This window comes from Nocardioides korecus (assembly GCF_054778395.1).
This window is the reverse complement of record NZ_BAAGZO010000006.1, coordinates 36,016-50,368: the sequence shown is the minus strand read 5'-3', so window position 1 is coordinate 50,368 and position 14,353 is coordinate 36,016. Positions and strand designations below refer to the sequence as shown.

The following is a 14,353-nucleotide window of genomic DNA, read 5'->3' as shown; positions in this document are numbered from 1 at the left end:
CGCGGGCACGCACCCCGCACGCTGGGTCGACACCACCCCGTCGGACCAGGAGCAGCCATGCCCGAGCACGACCAGCACCAGCACGACACCGCCGCGGCCGCGGAGGACTTCTTCGAGCCCGCGGGCTGGGAGCAGCGGTACGCCGGCGACGGCGCGATGTGGAGCGGGCGCCCCAACCCCCAGCTGGTCACCGAGGTCACCCCGCTGGCCCCGGAAACGGCGCTCGACGTCGGGTGCGGCGAGGGCGGGGACGTGATCTGGCTGGCGCAGCAGGGCTGGCGCGTCACCGGCGCCGACTTCGCCGCCGCGGGCCTCGAGCGGGCGGCCCGCCACGCCGCCGAGGCCGGGGTCGCCGACCGCACGGACTGGTGGCAGGTCGACGCCCGCGAGATCGCCGCCCAGGGCCGCGAGTTCGACCTGGTGACCACCCACTTCCTGCACCCGCCGGACGGCGGCATGGTCGCGGTGACCCGCCGCCTCGCCGAGCTGGTCGCCCCCGGCGGTCACCTGCTCGTGGTCGGGCACGCCCCGTCCCACGTGCACACCCAGCTCGACGACTCCCACCGCCGGGCGATGTTCGTCGCCGAGGACCTCCTGCCCGCCCTGCCCGACGACTTCGAGGCGCTGGTCGTCGAGCAGCGCCCCCGCCGGGTCGAGCGCGACGGCACGACGTACGACATCGACGACTCCACCCTGCTGGCCCGCCGCGCCCCCGCGGGCGCCTGAGCCCCGGCGGACCGACCAGGCCGACCGGGCCGACCGGGTCGTTTGCGCCGGTCGGATTGGATGGCGGGACGGGCGGCCCGGACGGGCCGCCCGCCGCGCAGCGAGAGGCCCCCCATGAGCGTCGACACCGCGAACCTGAAGCGGGTGGTCACCACCTCGGCCGCCCTCGTGACGGCGATCCAGGCCGGGACCGCGGTCGCCGCGATCCGGCGGGGTCGACGTGACTACGCCGACGGCGCGTGGGGGCCGGGGCTCGCCGCGATCGCGGTGACGGGCGCCGTCGTGGGCAACGGCGACCCCGCGCGCCGGTGGGCGCTGGCCGCGGTGACCACGGCGTGGGCCACCCGGCTGGAGCGGCTGATGCTGGGCCGCCTGCGCGGCAAGGACGAGGAGGACCCCCGCTACACCGAGTTCCTCGAGGGCGACTCGACCGCCGCGGTCGTCGCCAAGGTGTTCGTGACCCAGGCGGTCTCCCAGCTGCTCGTCTCCGCGCCGCTCCAGCTCGCGGCCGCCAGCACCCTGCCGCGCTCGCGTCGTCGCTGGCTCTTCCCCCTCGGCGTGGCGACCATGGTGGGCGGGGCCGTCGTCGAGGCGCTCGCCGACCGGCAGAAGTCGCAGTTCATGGCCCGTGACCGCGACGAGCGGCCCGACGTGCTCGACACCGGGCTGTGGGGCTGGTCGCGGCACCCCAACTACTTCGGCGACTCGGTGGTCTGGGACGGGGCCTGGCTGGCGGCGGCCGCCTCCGCGCCGGCCGGCTGGACGTTGCCCGCGCCCCTCGCGATGAGCTACTTCCTGATCTACGCCACCGGGGCCAAGCGCACCGAGGAGCGGATGCAGGACCGCGAGGCCTACCGCGACTACCAGGACCGGGTCTCGTTCTTCGTGCCGCTGCCCTCCCGCGGCTGACGCCGGTCGGCGGTCCGGGACCCACGACCCGGGCCGGGGACCCGCGCAGGCCCTAGGTTGTGGCCATGCCCCGCCGGCTGCCCGTCCCCGCGTGGGTCGCGGCGTACCACCGCGGCCTGCTGCGCGGCGACGTCGTCGCGGGGGTGACCATCACCGCCTACCTGGTCCCCCAGGTGATGGCGTACGCCGAGGTGGCCGGCCTCCCCGCCGTCGCCGGCCTCTGGGCCTGCACCGGCGCGCTGCTCGCCTACGCCCTGCTCGGCAGCTCCACCCAGCTCTCGGTCGGCCCGGAGTCGACCACCGCGCTGATGACCGCCGCGGCGCTGGGCTCGCTGGCGACGCCCCGCGGCACGGCGTACGCCGACCTCGCCGCGGCGCTGTGCCTGGCCGTCGCCGCGCTCTGCCTCCTCGCGTGGCTGGGCCGGCTCTCCTTCGTGGCCGACCTGCTCTCGCGGCCGGCCCTGGTGGGCTACCTCGCCGGGGTCGCCGCGGTCATGATCGTGTCGCAGCTCGGCCGGATCACCGGGGTCGAGGTGCGCGGCGAGGGCACCGGGCCCGAGCTGGCCTCACTGGCCCGGCAGCTGGACCACGTGCAGCCCGCGACGCTGACCCTGGGCCTGACCACCCTGGCGGCGATGCTCGTGGGCAGCCGCCTGCTCCCCCGCGTGCCGATGTCGCTGGTCGGGATGCTCGGGGCCGCGGCCGTCGTGTGGGCCCTCGACCTCCGCGCCCACGGCATCACGGTCGTCGGGTCGGTGCCGGCCGGGCTGCCCGTGCCCCGGCTGCCGTCGCTGTCCCTGGACGGCACCCTGACGCTGCTGCCGGTCGCGCTCGGGATCACCTTCGTCGGCTACACCGACAACGTCCTGACCGCCCGCGCCTTCGCCGACGAGCGCGGCGAGCGGGTGGACCCCCGCCGCGAGCTGCTGGCCCTGGGGGCCGCCAACCTGGCCGCCGGGCTGATGCACGGGTTCCCGGTGAGCAGCAGCGGCAGCCGCACCGCGATCGGCCACGCCGCCGGCGGACGCACCCAGCTCACCGGTGTCGTCACCCTGCTCAGCCTGGTCGTGGCCCTGCTGACCCTGCGGCCGGTGCTGGCCTCGTTCCCGACCGCGGCGCTCGGCGCCGTCGTGGTGTACGCCGCCCTGCGGCTGATCGAGGTCTCGGAGTTCCGACGCCTGACCGCCTTCCGCCGCACCGAGGGCCTGATCGCCCTGGCCACGGCCCTGGTCGTGCTCGCCGTCGGCGTCCTGCCCGGGGTGCTGGTGGCCATCTCGCTCTCGGTGCTCGACCTGCTCCGCCGCGTGGCCCGGCCCCACGACGCGGTCGAGGGCTTCGTGCCGGGCCTGGCCGGGATGCACGACGTCGACGACTACCCGGGCGCCACCTCGCCCCCGGGCCTGGTCGTCTACCGCTACGACTCCCCGCTGTTCTTCGCCAACACCGAGGACTTCCGACGTCGAGCGCTGGCCGCCGTCGACGGCGCCACGACCCCGACGCGGTGGTTCGTCCTCAACGCCGAGGCGGTGGTCGACGTCGACATCACCGCGCTGGACGCGCTCGAGGCGCTCCGCGCGGAGCTGGTGGACCGCGGGATCGTCTTCGCGATGGCCCGGGTCAAGCACGAGCTCCACGCGGACCTCGCGCGCGCGGGGCTGGTCGCGCGCGTCGGCGAGGACCTGCTGTTCCCGACGCTGCCGACGGCCGTGGCGGCGTACGACGCGTGGCGCGAGGGGCGCGACCGCTCGCCGTGACGTCCGCGCTCAGCCCAGGCGCAGGACCTTGACCAGCAGGCGCGCGGCCGCCCCGCCGGCGTCCTCGGCGACCGCGAGGGCCGTGGGCACGTCGAGGTCGTCGCACAGCGCGCTCAGCACGCGGTCCTGCGCGGCGTCGTCCTGGTCGGCACGCGAGCCGGGCCCGGAGGCGGCGGCGGCGTACAACCGCTCGAGGCGCTGGGTCGCGACCTCCACGCCGGCCCGGTCGAAGTCCCAGGAGTCGCCGTAGCGGCGGTCCAGCAGGAGCAGCCGCAGCGCCGCCGGGCTGCAGTCGGTGAGCACGTCGTCGATCAGGACCAGGTTGCCGGTGGACTTGGCCATCCGCTCGCCGTCGAGCCGCACCGTGCCGACGTGCACCCGGGCCCGGGCGAAGGGGCCCGACGACGCGGCACCCTCGACCATCGCCGCCTGGTAGGCGTGGTGCGGGAAGCTCAGGTCGTCGCCGCCCACGAGCACGTCGAGGCCGGGCCCGAGCACGGCCATCGCCATCGCGGCGCACTCCGCGTGCCACCCCGGCCGACCCCAGCCCCACGGGCTCGGCCAGGCCGGGTCCTCACCGGTCGAGGGCTGCCACAGCGTCACGTCGAAGGGGTCGTCCTTGCGCGCGTCGTCGGGGTCGTCGCCGTACGCCCGGCTGCGGAGCAACGCCTCCTCGCGGTCCAGGCCCGCCCGGCCGGGGACCTCGGCGCCGCGGAAGCGGACCCAGCCGTCGCGCTCGTAGGCGAGGTCGGCGTCGAGCAGCGCCTGGGTGAGCTGCTGGACCGCCGGGACGTAGTGACGGGCGCGCGGCTCGTGGCCCGGGGTGGCGACGCGCAGGGCGTCCATCGAGCGGGTGAACAGGTACTCCTGCGACAGCGCGAACTCGTCGTAGTAGCGGCCCTCGGACTGCGCCGCCCGCAGCAGCACGTCGTCGACGTCGGTGACGTTGCGGCACACCTCGGCGCGCGCGCCGACGGTGTCGAAGACCGAGGCGAGGGTGTCGGCCCAGACGAAGGTCGCGGCGTGCCCCAGGTGGGTGACGTCGTACGGCGTGATGCCGCAGACGTAGATCCGGGCCCGGCCCACCGGGGTCACCCCGACGCCACCGAGCCGCACCTGCCGCGGCGCCGGGACGGCCGGGCCGACCTGGGCGGCGCGACCGAAGACGCCGGAGCTCATGATCAGTCGTTCAGCAGCCATGCCTCATCCTCGCACCGCGCCCGGCCGCCCGGGGTCAGCCGGTGGGTCAGCCGGGGTCAGCCGGGGTCAGCCGGCCGGCTGACCGGTCGACCGGGCCCGACGTCGGGCGTCCTGGCGGGCGAGGCCCACCAGGTCGCGCACCGGTCCCGCCGGCGGGGCGCCGGGGCCCGACCAGACGGCCCGGAACGACCGCACCAGCGCCAGCTCCCGGGTCGGCACCAGCACCAGCTCGCCGGAGGCCAGGTCGCGCTCGACGACCCGTCGGCTGAGGAACGCCGGGGCGCTGCCCGCGACCACGGACTGCCGCTGGGCGGTGGCGGTGGTCAGCTCCGCCACGGGCGCGGCCGCCTCCAGACCGTGCTCGGCCAGCGCCCGCTCCACCACCTCGCGCGTGCCCGACCCGCGCTCCCGGCTGGTCAGGGCGAGCGCCGCCACCTCGGTGGGGTCCAGGGCCCCGCGACGTCGCGCGAGCGCCGTGCCCGGTGCCGCCACCAGGACCAGCTCGTCGGCCGCGACCACCTCGCTCGCGACCCCGACGGGCGGGTCCACCCCCTCGACGAAGCCGACGTGGGCCGACCCGGACCGCACCGCCTCCGTCACCGCCGCGCTGTTGCCGGCCCGCAGGCTCACCGCCACCGGGACCCGCCCCTCCCCGACCTGGCGCTGGCGCAGCAGCACCAGCCAGCGCGGGAGCAGGGTCTCGGCCACGGTCATGCTCGACCAGACCACCACCTCCCGGTCGCGCTCGCCCCGCAGCCCCGCCATCGCGGTCTCGACCTCGTCGGCGAGGTCGAGCAGCCGACCGGCCCACTCGACCACGACCACGCCGTCGGCGGTCAGGCCCGAGCCGCGTGCGCCGCGCTGGAGCAGGTGCAGCCCCTCCCGGGCCTCGAGGGCGCGCAGCCGCTCGGAGGCCGACTGCTGGGTGATCCCGACCGCCCGCGCGGCCGCCCCGATGCTCCCTCGCCGCGCCACCCCCACGAGCAGCCGCAGCGCCTCGAGGTCGGGCAACGGGCCGTCGGTGGTGCTCACAGGCACGACCTTAGCCTGCCCACAGGCAGGACCTGTGGATGAACAGGACGCCGCCGGCTACTGCGGCACGGTCCGGCGCACCACCCTGGAGGACATGGACACCACCGCCACCACCACCGGGACCGCCACCACCACCACCAGCGCCGGCCACGACCGCGTCGCGCACGTGGGCCCGAACTGGTTCGCGACCGTGATGGGCACCGGCATCGTCGCCAACGCCGCGGCCACGCTCCCCGTCCACGTGCCCGGACTCCTGGACGCCGCCCGTGCCGTCTGGGTCCTGGACGTGGTGCTCCTCGTGGTCCTCCTCGCGGCGACGGCGGCGCACTGGCGCCACCACCCCGTCGAGGCGCGCGGCCACCTGGACGACCCCGTCCTGGGCCACTTCTACGGCGCGCCCGCGATGGCGCTGATGACCGTCGGGGCCGGCGCGCTGCTGGTCGGCACTCCCCTGGTCGGCACCGGGGCGGCGGTCGCGCTGGAAGTCGCGCTCTGGACCGCCGGGACGCTGCTGGGGCTCTGGACCGCGGTGGCCCTGCCGGTGCGGACCTTCACGCGCGCCGACGCCGCGCCCGACGCCGCCTCGGGCGCCTGGCTGATGCCGGTCGTGCCCCCGATGGTGAGCGCCGCGACCGGTCCGCTCCTGGTCCCGCACCTCACCCCGGCCTGGGGCCAGGCGGTGCAGCTGCTCTGCACCGCGATGTTCGGGCTCGCCCTGGTCGCGAGCCTGGTGGTCGTCACGCTGGTCTGGAGCCGGCTGGCCCACCACGGTCTCGGCGCCGCCGCCGCGGCGCCCACGGTGTGGATCGTCCTGGGTCCGCTGGGGCAGTCGGTCACCGCCGCGCACGCCCTGGGGGCGACGGCGGGCGGGGTGCTGCCGGCGGCGTACGCCCACGGGTTCGTGGTGCTCGCCCTGGTCTACGGCCTGCCGGTGTGGGGCTTCGCGATGCTGTGGCTCGCCGTCGCGGTCAGCCTGACCGTGCACGTGCTGCGCGAGGGCCTGCCGTTCTCGCTGACCTGGTGGTCCTTCACCTTCCCGCTCGGCACCGTGGTGACCGGCACCTCGGCCCTGGCCGCGGTCACCGGGGCGCCGTTCCTGGTCGTCGTCGCGACCGTGCTGTACGCCGCCCTGGTCGTCGCCTGGCTCGTGGTCGCGGCCCGGACCCTCGCCGCGATCGCCTCGGGGGCACTCCCGGCGGCCTCGCCCACCGCGCCCGCCCGGGTGGCCTGAGGGTCGGTCCGGCCCGGCGGTCCGGCTCCGGGGTCAGGCGTCGCCGGCCACGTCGCGGCCGTCGGCCGTGCGCGGGTCCTCGTCGATCGCCTCGACGGCCGCGGTGGGCTCGATCTCGACGCCGGGGGGACGCCGGTCGAGGTGCACCCCGGCGATCATGCAGCGCACCGACCCGCCGGCCAGCTCGATGGTCGGGATGTCGACCGCGACGATCTCGCAGGACTCCTCGATGACGGCGACCTGGTCGGGGCGCAGGCTGGCCCGGGCCCGGGCCGACATCGCCATGACGTAGCGGCGCCGGCCCTCCGGCGTACGGCCGCACAGCTCGACGGCGTTGCCGGCGAACTCCCGCACCTGCTCCTCGGTCAGCTCCACCACGGTCCGGCCGTTGACGGAGAGCCGCTCGCGGACCTGCTCGCGGCGGGTCTCGTCGGGGATCATCCCGAGGGCGATCAGCGCGACGTCGGTGCCGATGCAGCAGATCACGTTGGTGTGGTAGACGGGCACACCGCGCGAGTCGACCGCGTCGAAGGCCATCGGCTCGTAGCCGAAGTCGGTGCAGAACCGCTCGAGCACGTGGGTGTCGGCCCGGTGGCTGACCGCGGTGTAGGCGACCCGCGAGACGTGGTCGAGCACCATCGCGCCGGTGCCCTCGAGGAAGATGCCGTCGGGCTCGAGGCCGGAGTAGTCGACGATCGTCTGCACGCGGTAGGCCGACTTCAGCGTCTCCAGGACGTCGCCGCGGCGCTCGTGGCGCCGGTTGGAGGCGTACATCGGGTAGACGCCGACCATCCCGCCCGCGTGGGTGGAGAGCCAGTTGTTGGGGAAGACGCTGTCGGGCCGGGTGTGGTCGGGGTCGGCGAAGACGTGCACCCGCACCCCGACCGCGCGCAGCGCGTCGGCCACCCCGTCCATCTCGGCCAGGGCGGTCGCCGAGACCTCCGCGTCCGAGCGCCCCTCGGGCACCTCGGTCTGGAAGGCGTTGTCGGCCGCGGTGGCCGGGTTGGGCAGGAACCTCTCCGCCCTCACGAGGATGACGGCCGACGGTGCTTGGGCGCTCACCCGCGTCAATCTAGGCGACGTGCGAGGCTGCGGGTGGAGCGGCGTCGCCGCCACCTCCGGGGCGTCGACCCCCGTCCACCCAGCACAGGAGGCCCCCGTGGCAGATCGGAGCGGACGCGCGAGCGTCGGCGGTGTCGAGCTTGACTGGGAGGCGTACGGCGACCCGGCCGACCCGCCCCTGCTGCTCGTGATGGGCCTGGCCACCCAGATGCTCGGCTGGGACGACCGCTTCTGCACCCGGCTGGCCGACCTGGGGCTGCACGTGGTCCGGTTCGACAACCGCGACATCGGCGGCTCCACCCACCTCACCGAGCACGGGCTCCCCGACCTCGCGGGGCTGATGGCGGGCGGTCCGGCCGCGCCCGCGCCGGCGTACACCCTGGTGGAGATGGCCGACGACACCGCCGGCCTGCTCGACGCGCTGGGGCTCGACTCCGCCCACGTGGTCGGCGCCTCGATGGGCGGCATGATCGCCCAGCAGCTCGCGATCTCGCACCCCGCGCGGGTGCGCAGCCTGACCTCGATCATGTCGACGCCGTCGCGCGAGATCGGTCGCCCGCGGCCCGAGGCGCAGGCCGCCCTGTTGATCCCGCCGGCCACCGACGTGGAGAGCGCCGTGCAGCGCTCGCTCCAGGTGTACGCCGTGATCGGCTCCCCCGGCTTCCCGATGGACACGGCCCGCCGGTCCGAGGTCGCCCGGCGCTCCTTCGAGCGCGAGGTCGACCCGACCGGCTCCGCCCGGCAGTACGCCGCGATCCTCGCCTCCCCGGACCGGACCCCCGGCCTGCGCGCGCTCGAGGTCCCCACCCTGGTCCTGCACGGCGAGGCCGACCCGCTGGTCCAGCTCGAGGGTGGGCAGGCCACCGCCGACGCCGTCCCGGGCGCCCGGCTCGTGGTGCTGCCCGGGATGGGCCACGACCTGCCCGAGCCGCTGTGGCCGCGGATCGTCGAGGAGGTCGGCGCCCTGGTGCGGGGCGCCGAGCAGCAGCGGGGCTGAGCGACCGCCTGGGTGCCTAGGGCGCCTCGCTGCCGCTGGCCCGGCGCAGGAAGGCGATGATCTCGGGGATCGTCGTGCGGGCGGCGGTGCGGCCGACCAGCAGGCCGACGTGGCCGCCCTCGAGGCGCATCTCGTCCTTGTCCGGCGACCCGACGAGGTCGAGCAGCGGCCCCGCGGACGCCTCCGGGACGATGTGGTCGCGCTTGGCCAGCACGTTCATCAACGGCACCCGCAGGTCGCGCAGGTGCACCCGGTCACCCCCGACGACGAGCTGGTCGGTGGTGAAGGCGTTGTCGCGCACCATCTGCGAGAGCTGGCGGGCCACGCCGCCGGGCAACGGCACGTGGTCGCTGGCCTAGCCGATCATGGCCTGGTGGGCCGCGACGTAGTCGTCGTCCCACAGCTTCTCCCACAGGTCGACGTACTGCGTCACCGTCGCGACCGGCTTGAGCGCCTTGAACCCGGAGTGGACGACGCGCGGCGGCACGTTGCCGTCGCGGTCGAGGATGGTGCCGTTCTCCAGCCCGGTCGTCCGGCCATGCCCTCACCCGTCCTCGCCTCAGCACCGCCCGCGCTCTCCCCACGCGGGACGGGCCGACCCCCGGGGTCGGCCGTGCCCGCCAGGCTAGGTCCGCGGGCAAGCGGCTGCCCGCCAGGCCCCGGTCACCCGACCTTCAGGCCCGGGTCATGTGGGCGGGGCACCCTGGGGACGTGGTGGAGGTCTGGCGGTGGTGGACGGGTCGTGGGCACCGCCACCGCACCACCGGACTGCTCCTCGCGCTCGTGGCCCTCGCGGCCGTCCTGCTCGCCGTCCCGTCGGCCCACGCCGAGCCGGGCGCACCGGTGACCCAGCCCGGTTCGGTCGTGGTGGTCGGCGCCACGCGGCTGGCCTGGGGGTCGGTCGACCCGCAGCACGACCCGGCGCTGTTCTCGCTCGTGCGCCGGGGGGCGGTGGGCACCCTCACCACCCGCGCCTCGACCGACCACAGCTGCACCACCGACACCTGGCTCACCCTGTCCGCGGGCTCGGCCGCGACGACCGGTCACGCGCCCGGTCGCTGCACCGCGCCCCCGGAGGTGGTCGCGGGTGCGCCCCCGGCCTCGGCGGCCCGGGTCGCACCGCCCTGGTCCACCTGGCGGCGGGTCCTGCTGCACGCGCGCCCCCCGGCGTCCCTAGGCTCGGTGGCCTCGCGGCTGGCCGGCACCGGGCAGTGCGTCGCCGCCGCGGGCCCGGCGGCAGCGCTGGGGGCCGCCGCGACCGACGGCACCGTGGCGACCTGGACCCCCGACCCGGCCTCGCTCGACCTGGGTGCGTGCCCGGTCAGCCTGGTCTCGCTGCCCGCGTGGGACGACGCCGTGCTGGGCGGTCTCCTGGCCCGTCTGCCCACCGACGCGACCGTGGTGGTCGCCGGCACCGGTGACGACACGGGCCCGACGACCGTGCACACGCTGGTGGTCGCGGGCCCCGGGGTGCCCCACGGCGTCCTCACCTCGGGGTCGACCCGGCAGCGCGGCCTGGTGACGGTGCCGGACCTCAGCGCCCTCCTGCTGGACCGACTGCCGACGCCCCCGACCTTGCGGATCGGCCGCCTCCCCACGGTGCAGCCCCTGCCGACCGCGGCGGCGGTCGCGTCCGTGCACGACCTCAGCGAGGCCCTCGACGTCGAGCACCCCTTCGTCCCGACCTTCTTCGGACTCTTCCTCGGGGGCAGCCTCGCGGTCCTGCTGGCCGGGGTGCTGCGCTGGCTGGTGCTCGCGCGCCACCCCGACACGCACGGGCGCCGTCACCACCGCCGGCTGCGGCTGTGGTTCGCGCTCGTCGGCGCGATGTGCGCCTCCATGCCCGTGGCGACCTTCCTGGCCGGCACCGTCCCCTGGTGGCGCACGACCCACCCGCGCACCGCCCTGTGCCTGGCCGTCGTGGTGGCCTCCGCCCTCCTCGCCACCCTGGCCCTGGCCGGACCGTGGCGGCGCGAGCCGACCGGCCCCACGACCTTCCTGATCACGGCCACCTGGGTGGTCATCGGCGTCGACGTGCTCCGCGGGTCGGCGCTCCAGCTGGTCTCGGTGATGGGGCTCCAGCCGGCGTACGGCGGTCGCTACTTCGGCATGGGCAACGTCGGCGCCGCCGTGTGGCTGACCGCCTCCCTGCTGATGGCCACGGCGTACGCCCAACGGCTGCTGCTGCGCGGGCACCGGCGCACCGCGGTCGCGACCGTCGTCCTCGTCGGCACGGTGACCCTGGTCGTCGACTCGGTGCCGTGGTGGGGCGCCAAGGCCGGGGCGATGCTCGCCCTCGTGCCGGCGTTCTCGTTCCTGGCCCTGCACGTGGCCGGGGTGCGGCTGCGGGCGCGCGTGCTGGCCGCGGTCGTCGTGCTGACCGGGGTGGTGGCGGTCGGGTTCGGAGCGCTCGACTACCTGCGCCCGGTCGGCGAGCGCACCCACATCGGCACGACCGTCGCCGACGTGCTGAACGGCAACCTCGGCGGTCTGGTCGACGTCGTGCGGCTGAACTGGATCATGCTCACCTCGTCGTGGTGGAACGCCTCGGTCCTCGCGCTGGTCGTCGTCCTGCTGGCGCTCCTGGTGCGGCCCCGGTGGGTCGCGCGGCCGCTGGGCGACCTGCTCGCGGCGTACCCCCTGCTCGGGACGGGCCTGGCCGCGGTCGTGCTCTGCTGGCTGCTGGCCTTCGTGTCCGAGGACTCCGGGACCGGGATCCCACCGACGGGCCTGCTCCTCCTGGCCCCGCTGCTGACCCTGCTGGCCTCGCGCACCCTGCCGCGCCCGCCGGCCGCCGCCTGACGCCGCCTGACGTCGACCGCACCGCCTGCTGCTCGCGCAGCGTTGGTCGGTTGTTCTCCTCAACGATCCCTGACGGCTGGACCCCGTCCCTAGCGTCGCGGCGTCGTCGAGCAGGGAGGAAACGCCCATGCACCGCACCCCGGCCGTCCGAGCCCGCGGGATCACGGTCCACCACGGGGACGTGGTCGCCCTCGACCGCGTCGACCTCGAGGTCGCCGCCGGCGGGGTGCACGGGCTCGTCGGTCCCAACGGGGCCGGCAAGACCACGCTGCTCAGCCTGCTGCTCGGCGTCTCGACCGCCCGCTCCGGGAGCCTGGAGGTCCTCGGCCAGCGCTGCGGCACCGGGACCGCGCGCGGGTGGGGTCGTGGCGTGCCCGACGGCGTCGCGGGGTTCGTGGACGGCCCCGGGCTCTACCCGGCGCTCACGGCCCGGGCCAACCTCGAGGCCGTGGACGCGCTGCGCGGCGTCGCCGGTCGGGAACGGCGCCGCGGACGCGCCGCCCGGGTGGTCGCCGCGCTCGAGGAGGTCGGGCTGGGCGAGGTGGCCGACGCCCGGGTCGGCGGGTTCTCCCTGGGCATGCGCCAGCGGCTCGGGCTGGCCGCGGCCCTGCTGACCCGGCCACGGCTGCTGGTCCTCGACGAACCCGCCAACGGCCTCGACCCCGCCGGCACGCGGCAGGTGGACGCCCTCCTGCGGGGCCTGACCGCCGACGGCGTCGCCGTCGTGCTGTCCAGCCACCGGATGGACGACCTCGCGGCCCTGTGCACCGACGTCACCCTGCTGAGCACCGGTCGGGTCGCCTTCTCCGGCCCGGTCGAGCGGCTGGCCTCGCTCGGCCGCGACGTCGACCACCGGCTCAGCACCACCGACCCCGTCCGGGCGCGACGCCTGGCGGCGCGGACCCGCGGGCTGGAGGTGCTCGACGGCCCCGGGGACGCGCTCGTGCTCCGCGGTGCGGCCGCCGCGCGCGACGTCCTCGTCGCCCGGCTCGTCGACGCCGGCATCGCGGTCCGGGAGCTCACCCCGGTCGTCCCGCCCCTGGAGGCGGCGTTCCTCACGCTGACCGGCGGGCCCGGCACCGAGGGTCTCGGCGGTCCTGCCGGCGCGGCCCCCGGTCCCACCGGCCCGGACGGGCGGGACGCGGCGTGAGCGCCACCCTGGACGGGCTCGGCGGGAGCCGCACCGACACCCCCGGCTCCCCGGCCCGGCACGTCGCGGGCGACGGGGCCGGCCCCGCTCCGACCCAGGCCCCGACCGCGCCCGTCCGCCCCCGGTCCGGCGCGGCGCCGTTCGGGCCGGTGCTGCGCTTCGAGCTGGCCAAGATCCTCGGCCAGTGGCGGGTGCGGGTCGTGCTGGTGGCCTGCCTGGTCCTGCCGGGCGTGCTGGTGGGCGTGGTCTCCCACCAGGCCGGCCTGCCCACCGACACCGTCTTCGGGCGCTGGCTGCCGAGCAGCGGCTGGGCCGGCTCCCTGGTCGTGCTCGCCGTCGCGTGCAGCTGGGGACTCCCGCTGCTGACCTCGCTCGTGGCCGGTGACGTGTTCGCCGTCGAGGACCGGCTCGGCACCTGGCGACACCTCGTCGTCACGGTGCGCTCGCCCCGCAGGGTCTTCGCGGCCAAGGTCCTGGCCGCCCTGCTCGTGGTGCTGCTGCTGGTCACCGCCCTGGCCGTCTCCGGCACGGTCGGCGGACTGGTGGCCTCCGGCGACCACCCGCTGGTGGGTCTCGACGGCCGGTCGATCGGCACCGGCGAGGCGGCCCGCACCGTCGCCCTGGCCTGGGTCTGCGTCCTGGCCCCGACCCTGGCCCTGGCCTGCGTGGGGCTGCTCGGCTCGGTCGCCGCGGGCCGCTCGCCGGTCGGGCTGCTCGCCCCCGCCGTGCTGGCCCTGGTCAGCGGCCTCGTCCTCGTCCTGCCCGTGCCCGTCGGGGTCCGCCTGGCGCTGCCCTCGAACGCGTTCCTGGCCTGGCGCGGGCTGTTCACCTCCCCCGCGCAGACCGGTCAGCTGGTCGTCGGGATCGCCGTCAGCCTGGTGTGGGCCGCGGTCGCGACCGGAGCGGCGTACGCCGTGCTGGTGCGGCGCGACCTCGGCTCGCCCACCGGTCCGGGACCCCGGACCCAGCTCGTGGCCTGGCTGCCCCTGGTCGCGCTCGTGGCCCTGGGCTCGGTGGCCGTCCCGGGCCTGGCCACGCTGGCCGGTCTCACCGGGCCGGGCGGGCCGTCCGGGATCACCCGGGCCCGTCTCGAGCAGTCGACGGCCACCGCCTTCGCGCACCTCTACCGGCTCCAGACCGCTGAGCTGCACCGCCCCGACGTGACCGAGCGGCAGCTCCGGTCGACCGCGAGCTGCGACAAGGGCGGCCCCCGCGTCGCCGACTCCGGCCCGGGTCACGACTGGCGCTGCACCGTCTCGTGGCGGCTGCCGGGGTCCACCGCGGTGGGCTACGCGACGTTCAGCCTCGACGTCGCCGCCGACGGCCGCTGGGTCGCGGACGGCGACGGACCCAAGGAGGTGAACGGCAGCTTCACCGTGCGCACCCCCTGGGGCGACGCACCCAACCCCCTGTGGCAGGTCGACGGCCACGTCGACCTCCTCTGACCCACCGAGCTCCACCCGCACCACTCGTCCACCTGCGAAGGGAAC

13 protein-coding genes are annotated in these 14,353 nt (G+C 76.3%); 8 read left to right on the top strand and 5 right to left on the bottom strand.

Annotated elements, in window-relative coordinates; translation table 11 throughout:
- Nucleotides 1-57: 57 nt before the first annotated feature.
- The 3 genes from ACYVDA_RS12885 to ACYVDA_RS12875 all read left to right on the top strand — a co-directional run bounded on the left by ACYVDA_RS12885 (nucleotide 58) and on the right by ACYVDA_RS12875 (nucleotide 3,389).
- Entirely contained in the window at nucleotides 58-726 is a 669-nt protein-coding gene (locus tag ACYVDA_RS12885) for a class I SAM-dependent methyltransferase (protein ID WP_460818776.1), read from the top strand.
- Nucleotides 727-840: 114 nt separating this feature from the next.
- Complete coding sequence (locus ACYVDA_RS12880; RefSeq protein ID WP_460818775.1) at nucleotides 841-1,635, top strand: DUF1295 domain-containing protein; 795 nt, start codon at nucleotides 841-843, stop codon at nucleotides 1,633-1,635.
- Nucleotides 1,636-1,700: 65 nt separating this feature from the next.
- Nucleotides 1,701-3,389, top strand: a complete 1,689-nt coding sequence (locus tag ACYVDA_RS12875; protein ID WP_460818774.1) for a SulP family inorganic anion transporter — start codon at nucleotides 1,701-1,703, stop codon at nucleotides 3,387-3,389.
- 9 nt (nucleotides 3,390-3,398) lie between these two features.
- Here the strand turns inward: ACYVDA_RS12875 and ACYVDA_RS12870 are convergent, their stop codons facing one another.
- The gene (locus tag ACYVDA_RS12870) at nucleotides 3,399-4,589 is read right to left on the bottom strand and encodes a cysteine--tRNA ligase (protein ID WP_460818773.1); all 1,191 of its coding nucleotides are present in this window, start codon (nucleotides 4,587-4,589) and stop codon (nucleotides 3,399-3,401) included.
- 66 nt (nucleotides 4,590-4,655) lie between these two features.
- The gene (locus ACYVDA_RS12865; protein ID WP_460818772.1) at nucleotides 4,656-5,621 is read right to left on the bottom strand and encodes a LysR family transcriptional regulator; all 966 of its coding nucleotides are present in this window, start codon (nucleotides 5,619-5,621) and stop codon (nucleotides 4,656-4,658) included.
- Nucleotides 5,622-5,655: 34 nt separating this feature from the next.
- Between ACYVDA_RS12865 and ACYVDA_RS12860 the strand changes: the two genes are divergently transcribed.
- Nucleotides 5,656-6,852, top strand: a complete 1,197-nt coding sequence (locus ACYVDA_RS12860; RefSeq protein ID WP_460818771.1) for a TDT family transporter — start codon at nucleotides 5,656-5,658, stop codon at nucleotides 6,850-6,852.
- A 33-nt stretch (nucleotides 6,853-6,885) separates the two neighbouring features.
- Here ACYVDA_RS12860 and ctlX read toward each other — a convergent pair whose 3' ends face one another.
- Nucleotides 6,886-7,914 (bottom strand): citrulline utilization hydrolase CtlX, encoded by a 1,029-nt coding sequence (gene ctlX / locus ACYVDA_RS12855; protein ID WP_460818770.1) that lies wholly within the window; start codon nucleotides 7,912-7,914, stop codon nucleotides 6,886-6,888.
- Nucleotides 7,915-8,011: 97 nt separating this feature from the next.
- Here ctlX and ACYVDA_RS12850 point away from each other — a divergent pair, with 97 nt between their 5' ends.
- The gene (locus tag ACYVDA_RS12850; RefSeq protein WP_460818769.1) at nucleotides 8,012-8,911 is read left to right on the top strand and encodes an alpha/beta fold hydrolase; all 900 of its coding nucleotides are present in this window, start codon (nucleotides 8,012-8,014) and stop codon (nucleotides 8,909-8,911) included.
- A 16-nt stretch (nucleotides 8,912-8,927) separates the two neighbouring features.
- On the opposite strand, the gene ACYVDA_RS12845 is transcribed toward ACYVDA_RS12850, so the two are convergent.
- Together ACYVDA_RS12845 and ACYVDA_RS12840 are read right to left on the bottom strand one after the other, a co-directional pair.
- Nucleotides 8,928-9,254 carry a hypothetical protein gene (locus tag ACYVDA_RS12845; protein ID WP_460818768.1) on the bottom strand — a complete coding sequence of 109 codons (327 nt, stop codon included), beginning with the start codon at nucleotides 9,252-9,254 and terminating at the stop codon, nucleotides 8,928-8,930.
- A gap of 12 nt (nucleotides 9,255-9,266) precedes the next feature.
- Nucleotides 9,267-9,398, bottom strand: a complete 132-nt coding sequence (locus tag ACYVDA_RS12840) for a hypothetical protein (RefSeq protein ID WP_460818767.1) — start codon at nucleotides 9,396-9,398, stop codon at nucleotides 9,267-9,269.
- Between the two features lie 224 nt (nucleotides 9,399-9,622).
- Here ACYVDA_RS12840 and ACYVDA_RS12835 point away from each other — a divergent pair, with 224 nt between their 5' ends.
- The 3 genes from ACYVDA_RS12835 to ACYVDA_RS12825 all read left to right on the top strand — a co-directional run bounded on the left by ACYVDA_RS12835 (nucleotide 9,623) and on the right by ACYVDA_RS12825 (nucleotide 14,308).
- On the top strand, nucleotides 9,623-11,713 hold the full coding sequence (locus ACYVDA_RS12835) for a hypothetical protein (RefSeq protein ID WP_460818766.1): 2,091 nt from the start codon (nucleotides 9,623-9,625) through the stop codon (nucleotides 11,711-11,713).
- Nucleotides 11,714-11,840: 127 nt separating this feature from the next.
- On the top strand, nucleotides 11,841-12,863 hold the full coding sequence (locus tag ACYVDA_RS12830) for an ABC transporter ATP-binding protein (protein WP_460818765.1): 1,023 nt from the start codon (nucleotides 11,841-11,843) through the stop codon (nucleotides 12,861-12,863).
- Nucleotides 12,860-14,308, top strand: a complete 1,449-nt coding sequence (locus ACYVDA_RS12825) for an ABC transporter permease (RefSeq protein ID WP_460818764.1) — start codon at nucleotides 12,860-12,862, stop codon at nucleotides 14,306-14,308. Before ACYVDA_RS12830 ends, ACYVDA_RS12825 begins: the two co-directional genes overlap by 4 nt.
- The last annotated feature ends 45 nt before the right edge of the window (nucleotides 14,309-14,353 follow it).

Coding starts and splice junctions, on each gene's coding strand:
- ACYVDA_RS12830 (WP_460818765.1), top strand. CDS start 11,841: ATGCACCGCACCCCGGCCGTCCGAGCCCGCGGGATCACGGTCCACCAC.
- ACYVDA_RS12870 (WP_460818773.1), bottom strand. CDS start 4,589: ATGGCTGCTGAACGACTGATCATGAGCTCCGGCGTCTTCGGTCGCGCC.
- ACYVDA_RS12875 (WP_460818774.1), top strand. CDS start 1,701: ATGCCCCGCCGGCTGCCCGTCCCCGCGTGGGTCGCGGCGTACCACCGC.
- ACYVDA_RS12885 (WP_460818776.1), top strand. CDS start 58: ATGCCCGAGCACGACCAGCACCAGCACGACACCGCCGCGGCCGCGGAG.
- ACYVDA_RS12880 (WP_460818775.1), top strand. CDS start 841: ATGAGCGTCGACACCGCGAACCTGAAGCGGGTGGTCACCACCTCGGCC.